The sequence below is a fragment of the Tenacibaculum sp. HL-MS23 genome (assembly GCF_032463465.1).
GTDB classification, from domain to species: domain Bacteria; phylum Bacteroidota; class Bacteroidia; order Flavobacteriales; family Flavobacteriaceae; genus Polaribacter; species Polaribacter bernardetii.
Map to the genome: position 1 here is coordinate 2466237 of NZ_CP135989.1, position 8764 is coordinate 2475000.

Below are 8764 nucleotides of genomic sequence, written 5' to 3' on the forward strand. Positions count from 1 at the left end.
ATATAAGAATGTTACTCTTTGTCTTCTTTTTTAGAAGCATCAAACATAATTGGTGTTGCTACGAATAATGATGAATACGTACCTACAACTACACCTACGATTAATGCGAACATAAATCCTTTAATAGAATCTCCTCCGAAGAAAAAGATAGCTAACATTACTAATAATGTAGTTAAAGAAGTATTTATTGTTCTTCCTAAAGTGCTACTTAATGCTTTGTCTACTAAACCAGCAGTAAATGTTTTGCTTTCGCCTGCATATTCTCTAATTCTATCGAAAATTACCACGGTATCATTTAATGAGTATCCAACAACTGTTAAGATAGCTGCGATAAAAGATTGTCCGATTTCCATATCAAAAGGCATGAATTTGTAACAGATAGAAAATACTCCTAATACCACTAATACATCGTGAAATACTGCTGCTACTGCACCAATAGAGTAAGACATTTTTCTAAAACGTAATAAGATATATAAGAATACTACAAGTAATGAACCGATTACCGCCCATAATGCAGATTTTTTAATATCATCAGCAATGGTTGGCTCTACTTTCATGTAGCTCATAATTCCGCTACCAGCTTTTTCGAATCCAGGTTTAAAGTCTTCGTAAGAAGTTGTACCTAAATAAGATTTTAATCCGCTGTATAAAGCATTCTGAACTTGTTCATCAACCTCAGTACCTTCTTCATCAATTTTAAAAGCTGTAGTTATTTTTAATTGATTATCTGAACCGTAAGTTTTAACCTCAGGAGCAGCTTCAAAAGCACCTTGTAAAGAAGCAGCAACTTCAGTAGCGTTCATTGGCTGATCGAAACGAACAACATAAGAACGACCTCCTTTAAAATCTACTCCTTGCTTTAATCCTAAAGTAAAAATAGAAACTAAACCAGCAAGAATAAAGAATCCTGAAATAATGTAAGCTAACTTACGTTTCTTTAAGAATTCGATATTGATATTGTTAAACCAGTTTTTAGAAATATTTGTATTAAAAGTTAAGTTAGCTTTTTTATTTACTGATCCGTCTATTAATAAACGAGTAATAAAAATTGCAGTAAATAATGAAGTTGCAATACCTAACATTAAAGTATAAGCAAAACCTTTAATTGGTCCTGTACCAAATATAAATAAGATAAGACCTGTTAAGAAAGTGGTAATGTTTGCATCGATAATTGCAGATAAAGCTCCTTTAAAACTAAATCCTTCACTAACTGCTGTATCTAAACTTTTACCACCTCTTAAGGCTTCTTTAATTCTTTCGAAAATAATTACGTTTGCATCTACCGACATACCTATGGTTAAGATAATACCAGCAATACCAGGTAATGTTAATACCGCGTTAAACGATACCAACCATCCGAAGATAAATAAGATGTTTACTAATAAAGCAATGTTTGCATATAAACCAGCTTTACCATAATATAAAATCATCCATATTAAGATTAATAAGATTGCTAATCCGAATGACCAGATACTTGCATCAATAGATTCTTGACCTAATGATGGACCAACAACTTCCATTTGAATAATTCTTGCAGGAGCAGGTAATTTACCAGCTTTTAATACTGTAGAAATATCTTGTGCTTCTGTAACACTCATTGTCCCTCCAGAAATCTGAGTACTTCCTCCAGTAATTGCGCCGTTTACAACAGGTGCAGTATAAACGTAATCATCTAAAACAACAGCAACAAATTTACCAACGTTTTCGCTAGTCATTTTTGACCATTTTTTAGTTCCTGTACCATTCATTAACATAGAAACAACTGGCTTACTTAGCTCATCATAATCTTGTTTTGCGTCAGCTATTACATCTCCATCAATTGCAGGTTTGTCGTTTCTGTTAGATTTTATGGCATATAAACCTATAATTTCTGCAGAACCATCAGTACTAGGTTGTGCTTTGTAGTCCCATAAGAATTTAACGTACTTTAAATTAGTAGGTAATAAAGCTCTTACGCTTTTATCTGCTAATAAGCTGTTAACTTTAGCAGTGTCTTGTACTCTAGCTTGTGCAACTAAAGAGCTCATTTGTTGTTGGTTTTGAGCTACATTAGGAAACAAGTAAGTAAATAAGTTTTTTTGATTGTCAACTTTAGTTGAATCAGCAGATGCACCTAATAAATCATCGATGTCATCAGTTTTTGTAGAATCTTTAACTTTTTCAGTAGTTGAATCATCTTTTAAGATTTCAGCAACCTTTGCATTTGCAGCAAAGAAAAAGTTTTGAACTTCAGCATTGGTATATACTTCCCAAAACTGTAATTCAGCAGTACTTGTAATTAATTTAGTAACACGTTCTATATCTTTAGCTCCTGCTAATTCAATTTGAATTCTACCAGAGTTACCAATACGTTGTATGTTTGGTTGTGTTACCCCAAATTTATCAATACGACTACGTAGTACTTCAAAAGAAGTATTGATAGATGTATTAATTTCTTCTTGAAGAACAACTTTTACTTCAGCATTCGTTTTATTAAAGTCGATTTTTTCACGTAAAGACTTTGTTCCGAATATTGCAGGGTCACTTAATTTAACGGTTCCGTTACTTAATGTTTCGAATTCGCTAAAAAATAAATCTAAGTAATTATCTTGACTTGCTTTTTGAGCTTCGTTAGCTTTCTCTAAAGCTTCTCTAAAAACGCTGTTATTAGAGTTATTTGCTAAAGCAACTAAAATATCTTTTACAGATACTTGTAAAATAGCATTTATACCTCCTTTTAAGTCTAAACCAAGGTTCATTTCACGCTCCTTAATGTCGTTATAAGAGTACTCAGCAACGCCTAAATTTACTATTTTATCGTTAGCAACACTGTCAAGATATTTTCTCTCAAATCTAGCTAACTCTCTACCTTTGTTATCTTTAACGTTTTCCTTTGCATATACTTTAGCGCTATCTTCTACTTTATTAGCAAAAAATGTAAACGACAGTTGGTACAAGCTTACTAATCCGAAAAGGACAGCAAATAATTTAATAAGACCTTTGTTCTGCATCTATAATAGTTTAATTCGAGTTCTTTTTTAAAACGTGCAAATATAGTATTTCAAAAAAGATTTGCCAATTCTTTTATCATATTTATCTGAATCTACCAAGTTTAGTTATATAAAGCTAATAAATGTCAGTTTTTGTAGGGATTATATTATGTACATTTACTTTCTCGATTTATAAATAATCAATAACTAAAAATAAAAAAATAAGCTATGGCACATTTAAGCGATATAGAGATAGCGCAAGCAAAAGATTTACAACATATTAAGTATATAGCCAATAAGCTAAAAGTAGAAGAAGATGATCTAGAAATGTATGGTAAATATAAAGCTAAATTGCCTTTACATTTAATTGATGAAGATAGAATAAAAGAGAATAATTTAGTTTTAGTAACTGCCTTAACGCCTACACCTGCAGGAGAAGGTAAAACCACAGTTTCTATCGGGTTAACCGAAGGATTGAATAAGATAGGTAAACAAGCTACTGTAGTTTTAAGAGAGCCTTCGTTAGGGCCGGTATTCGGAATTAAAGGTGGTGCTGCTGGAGGTGGTTATTCACAAGTAGTGCCAATGGAAGATATCAATTTGCATTTTACGGGTGATTTTAACGCCATTGAAAAAGCAAATAATTTATTATCGGCTTTGATAGATAATAATTTACAAAGCCAAACGAATAATTTAAATATAGATCCGCGTACTATTTTATGGAAACGTGTTATTGATATGAACGATCGTGCATTGCGTCAAATTACGATTGGTTTAGGCGGAACAGCAAACGGTATTCCTCGTGAAGATGGTTTTAATATTACGCCAGCATCCGAAGTAATGGCAATACTTTGTATGGCGATGAATTTTGATGATTTAAAAAAGCGATTAGGTAATATATTTATCGGATTTACTTTTGATAAAAAGCCTGTTTTTGCTGCTGATTTAAATGCGCAAGACGCCATGGCTATTTTACTAAAAGATGCTATTAAACCAAACCTAGTACAAACGCTAGAAGAGAACCCTGCAATTATTCATGGAGGGCCTTTTGCAAACATAGCACAAGGAACAAATACAATTATTGCTACTAAAATGGGATTGTCATTGTCTAATTATGTGGTTACCGAAGCGGGTTTTGGAGCCGATTTAGGAGCAGAGAAGTTTTTAAATATTAAATCTGCATACGCAGGATTAAATCCGAAGTGTGTTGTGTTGGTTGCAACTATTAGAGCATTGCGCCATCATGGTGGAGCTAAGAAAGAAGAATATAATACTCTTAACTTGGAGAAAGTTAAAGACGGGTTTAAAAATCTTGAAAAACATATAGAAAATATTCGCAAGTTCAATATCGAGCCAGTAGTTGCAATCAATTCATTTATTTCTGACTCTGATGAAGAGGTTAGTTTTGTAATTGCTGCTTGTAAAAAACTAGGTGTTGAAGCTGTAGTTTCAGAAGGTTGGGAAAAAGGAGGAGAAGGAACCAAAAACTTAGCAAAAGCAGTGGTTAATGTGGTTGAAAATAGAGAAACACAATTTAAACCTTTATATGATTGGAAAAGTCCTGTAAAAGATAAAATAGAAAAGATTGCAAAAGAAATTTATGGTGCCGATGCTGTTACTTATGATAAAAAAGCAGAATTGAATTTAAGAAGAATTGATAGATTAGGGTTTAATGATTTTGCGGTTTGTATGGCAAAAACCCAAAAATCTTTTTCTGATGATGATAAGTTGATAGGAAGACCAGAGGGTTTTACCATTAATGTTCGTGAAATAGAGATTGCAGCAGGGGCACAATTTGTAATTCCTATTTTAGGTAAAATGATGCGTATGCCTGGTTTACCGGCAACACCAGCTTCCGAGAATATGAGTATCGATAGTAATGGTGTAATTTCAGGGTTGTCATAAATAAGCCTCAATTAAAAACAACAAACCCCGAGTTATTTAACTCGGGGTTTGTTGTTTTATATCGGGTTAAAAAATTAATTCACACCACGTTGTTTGTTAATTTCATCTTGTAACTGACGTCTTAACTTTTGTTCTTTACTAATAGAGCTTCTTTTGTACTGTTCAAATTCATGCTCAACATCAACTAATAAATCTTTTGTTTCTTTTGTAATAGAGTAGCTTCCGTTAAACTTAAAAATAAAAAAAGCCAATCCAATAAGTAAACCACCAATAATACTCCAAAGAATAGTATTATAGGTTGCTTTGTTTAAAGGTATTCCTAAAAAAGAAATAGCATCTTCTTTTTCAAGAGATACAGATAAATTACCTTTTAATGTTGTAATTTCTTTTTTTAAAGAATTAGAGTTTTTTAATTGTTCGTTTATTTTAAGCTGCTTTGTAATTACGTCTTTCTTTATAGCAGAAACACTATCAAGTATGTTTTTTTCAAAACTCACAAATTGAGTTCTTTTAATCATTTTGTACTCTTGCCAATTGTTAGATAATCTGTAAATTTTTGTAAACTGATTTTCTATAGTATTAGGCAAAGAATCTACTTGACTTTTAGATAAACGACTTTGTGCTGTAATGTTTTGTGTTATGATAATTAAAAATAGAATTCTTAAAGTTTTCATAGATGAGAATTTTATGTAAATATTGAGTATAATAGGTTTAAAAAAACCCAAACGTTTAAGTTTGGGTTTTTAGTATAAGCAAGTATATGAAACTTATTTTACTTTTTCTACAATGGCCTTAAAAGCTTCTGGGTTGTTCATAGCTAAATCGGCTAAAACCTTACGGTTTAATTCGATGTTGTTAGCTTTAACTTTCCCCATAAACTGAGAATAAGACATTCCAAACTGACGAGCTCCAGCGTTAATACGTTGAATCCATAATGAACGGAAGTTTCTCTTATTGTTTTTACGGTCACGATAAGCATATGTCATCGCTTTTTCTACCGCATTCTTTGCTACTGTGTAAACGTTTTTACGTCTTCCAAAGTAACCTTTTGCTGCCTTCAAGATTTTTTTCTTCTTTTTCTTGAGGCTACTGAATTTACTGATCTTGGCATAATTCAAATGGTTTTTTGTAGTAGGCGACCGAATATCGATACTTAATTGAGCCTAACTCCATGGTTAATAATTAAATTCCCTGGCTAACAAATTAGGTTAAGATATTATCTTAAAACTAATTGTTGCTTAATGTTTGCTACATCAGACTTGTGTACTAATGTTGCATGAGTTAAAGCAAGCTTACGTTTTTTAGACTTCTTTGTTAAGATATGGCTTTTGAACGCGTGCTTTCTTTTGATCTTTCCAGAACCAGTTAACTTGAAACGTTTCTTGGCACTAGACTTTGTTTTAATTTTAGGCATCTTTGTTTTTTAGTTTATCTTGCTTATATATTATGAACGATTTTTAGTTTATTTACTCTTTTTAGGAGCAAGAAACATAATCATACGTTTTCCTTCTAACTTAGGCATTTGCTCTACCTTACCGTAATCTTCTAATTCTTGAGCTAATTTTAATAATAAAATTTGCCCTTGTTCTTTAAAAACAATCGAACGTCCTTTGAAGAAAACAAATGCTTTCAACTTTGCACCGTCTTGTAAAAACTTAATAGCATGTTTCTTTTTAAACTCATAATCATGCTCATCAGTTTGAGGTCCGAAACGAATCTCTTTTACAATAACTTTAGTTGCTTTTGATTTTAAAGCTTTATCACGTTTTTTCTGTTCGTATAAAAACTTTTTATAATCAATAACTTTACAAACAGGAGGTACGGCTTTAGGTGAAATTTCAACTAAATCTAACTCTTGTTCACGTGCTATCTCTTTGGCTTTTTCCAAAGCATAAACACCTACTTCGATGTTTTCGCCAACAAGACGAACTTCCTCAACATATTTAATTTTATCATTAATTCTATGTTGATCTTCTTTGATTACTCTGAGCGGTCTACGTCCGCCTCTTCTTCTAATTGCTATGACCTATATATTTAAATTATTATTTATTTTTTAGTTTCCAAAAGGAACCAATACTTCACTAACTTCTTTTTGTATTAGAGATATAAACTCTTCTATTGTAAATGTTCCTATATCTCCTTCTCCGTGTTTTCTTACAGATACCGTGCCATCTTGTTCTTCCTTTTCACCAACAATTACCATAAATGGAATTTTGCTTACTTCAGCGTCACGAATCTTTCTTCCAGTTTTCTCGCTTCGGTTATCTACCAGGGCGCGAATTTCGGAATTTTCTAACAAAGTTAAAACTTTTTTAGTATATTTTTGATATTTCTCACTGATTGGCAGTATAATAACCTGCTCTGGCGTTAACCAAAGAGGAAAATTACCTCCTGTATGCTCTAATAACACGGCAATAAATCGTTCCATCGACCCAAAAGGTGCGCGGTGAATCATTACTGGTCGATGTAATTCGTTGTCACTTCCTTTGTAATTTAAGTCAAAACGTTCTGGTAAATTGTAATCAACCTGAATAGTTCCAAGCTGCCAACTTCTACCTAAAGCATCTTTTACCATAAAGTCTAATTTCGGACCGTAAAAGGCAGCTTCACCTTCTTCAATAACAAAATCTAAACCTTTATCTGTTGCTGCATTTATAATTGCTTGTTCAGCAAGTTCCCATGTTTTAACATCACCTATGTATTTATCAGGATTTGCCATATCTCTGATAGAAACCTGCGCGGTAAAGTCTTCAAAGCCTAGAGACTTAAATACATAAAGTACTAAATCAATTACGTCTTTAAATTCTTGATCTAATTGTTCTGGAGTACAGAAAATATGAGCATCATCTTGTGTAAAACCTCTTACACGGGTTAATCCATGTAATTCTCCACTTTGTTCGTACCTGTAAACAGTTCCGAATTCAGCAAAACGTTTTGGTAAATCTTTATAAGAATGAGGTTTAAAGTTGTAAACTTCACAGTGATGTGGGCAATTCATAGGCTTTAATAAAAACTCTTCATCCATTTTAGGAGTTTTTATAGGCTGAAAACTATCTTCACCGTATTTAGCATAATGACCAGAAGTAACATATAGCTCCTTTTGTCCGATATGCGGAGTCATTACCATTTCGTAACCAGCTTTCTTTTGAGCCTTCTTTAAAAACTCTTCTAAGCGATTTCGTAAAGCAGCTCCTTTAGGTAACCACAAAGGTAAACCAGCTCCTACTTTCTGAGAGAATGTAAATAGCTCTAATTCTTTACCTAGTTTTCTATGATCACGTTTTTTAGCCTCTTCCAATAACTCTAAATACTCCGTAAGCATTTTTTGTTTCGGAAAAGAGATCCCATATATACGAGTTAATTGCTTGTTTTTTTCATCACCTCTCCAATAAGCACCAGCAACACTCATCACTTTAATGGCTTTTAGTATTCCTGTGTTAGGAACATGTCCACCTCTACATAAATCAGTAAAGTCACTATGGTCACAAAAAGTAATGTCACTGTCAGTTAAATTTTCAATTAATTCAACTTTATATTCATTTCCTTCTTCTTTATAGTAGGCTAGGGCATCTGCTTTAGAAATAGAACGTAATTTAAACTCATGCTTTCCTCTAGCAAATTCTAAAAACTTTTTTTCAATAGCAGAGAAATCCTTATCAGAAATAGTTCCCTCTCCTAAATCAACATCATAATAAAAACCATTATCAATTGCTGGTCCTATTGTTAATTTAGCATTTGGGTGAAACTCTAAAATAGCCTGAGCTAACACGTGCGCAGAAGAATGCCAAAAAGCCTTCTTACCACCTTCGTCATTAAAGGTATATAGTATTAAAGAACCATCTGTCGTAAGCGGAGTGGAGGTTTCGATAGTGGTACCATTAAAATTTGCA

6 protein-coding genes and 1 pseudogene (1 of these 7 running past the window's edge) are annotated in these 8764 nt (G+C 32.6%); 1 reads left to right on the top strand and 6 read right to left on the bottom strand.

What is annotated here, in order from left to right:
• Window positions 1-11: 11 nt before the first annotated feature.
• On the bottom strand, window positions 12-2990 hold the full coding sequence (gene secDF / locus RRF68_RS11545) for a protein translocase subunit SecDF (RefSeq protein WP_315944447.1): 2979 nt from the start codon (window positions 2988-2990) through the stop codon (window positions 12-14).
• A 207-nt stretch (window positions 2991-3197) separates the two neighbouring features.
• Between secDF and RRF68_RS11550 the strand changes: the two genes are divergently transcribed.
• Window positions 3198-4874, top strand: coding sequence for a formate--tetrahydrofolate ligase (locus RRF68_RS11550; protein WP_315944448.1), 1677 nt, complete (start codon window positions 3198-3200; stop codon window positions 4872-4874).
• Between the two features lie 74 nt (window positions 4875-4948).
• Here the strand turns inward: RRF68_RS11550 and RRF68_RS11555 are convergent, their stop codons facing one another.
• From RRF68_RS11555 to thrS, 5 genes and pseudogenes are all read right to left on the bottom strand, one after another.
• The gene (locus RRF68_RS11555; RefSeq protein WP_315944449.1) at window positions 4949-5548 is read right to left on the bottom strand and encodes a hypothetical protein; all 600 of its coding nucleotides are present in this window, start codon (window positions 5546-5548) and stop codon (window positions 4949-4951) included.
• 93 nt (window positions 5549-5641) lie between these two features.
• Window positions 5642-5985, bottom strand: a pseudogene (gene rplT / locus RRF68_RS11560) (50S ribosomal protein L20).
• A 105-nt stretch (window positions 5986-6090) separates the two neighbouring features.
• On the bottom strand, window positions 6091-6288 hold the full coding sequence (rpmI, locus tag RRF68_RS11565; RefSeq protein ID WP_315944450.1) for a 50S ribosomal protein L35: 198 nt from the start codon (window positions 6286-6288) through the stop codon (window positions 6091-6093).
• Between the two features lie 48 nt (window positions 6289-6336).
• Window positions 6337-6855 (bottom strand): translation initiation factor IF-3, encoded by a 519-nt coding sequence (gene infC / locus RRF68_RS11570; RefSeq protein WP_315945378.1) that lies wholly within the window; start codon window positions 6853-6855, stop codon window positions 6337-6339.
• Window positions 6856-6927: 72 nt separating this feature from the next.
• Window positions 6928-8764: the 3' portion of a threonine--tRNA ligase gene (gene thrS / locus RRF68_RS11575; protein ID WP_315944451.1), read on the bottom strand. Its footprint extends 110 nt past the window's final position; the window shows 1837 of its 1947 coding nt (coding positions 111-1947); its start codon lies off the right edge, out of view — the gene reads right to left on this strand; it ends in the stop codon at window positions 6928-6930.